Here is a 226-nt window from a genome sequence, read left to right on the forward strand (position 1 = left end):
GAATGTCGTCGCCGGGGAACTCGTTCTTGGTCAACAGCTCGCGCACCTCGAGCTCGACCAGCTCAAGCAGCTCGGCGTCGTCGACCTGGTCGACCTTGTTCAAGAACACAACGATCGACGGCACGCCGACCTGACGGGCCAGCAGGATGTGCTCGCGGGTCTGCGGCATCGGGCCGTCGGCGGCCGACACAACCAGGATCGCACCGTCCATCTGCGCAGCACCGGT

At 65.5% G+C, this 226-nt stretch carries 1 protein-coding gene; it reads right to left on the reverse strand.

Annotation, left to right across the window (positions count from 1 at the left end; all coding sequences use genetic code 11):
• On the reverse strand, positions 1-226 hold a 226-nt coding region (locus NMG70_RS20695; protein ID WP_254026255.1), incomplete at both ends, for a GTP-binding protein.

It is taken from the genome of Mesorhizobium ventifaucium, assembly GCF_935822925.1.
In the GTDB taxonomy this organism is placed as follows: Bacteria; Pseudomonadota; Alphaproteobacteria; order Rhizobiales; family Rhizobiaceae; genus Mesorhizobium; species Mesorhizobium ventifaucium.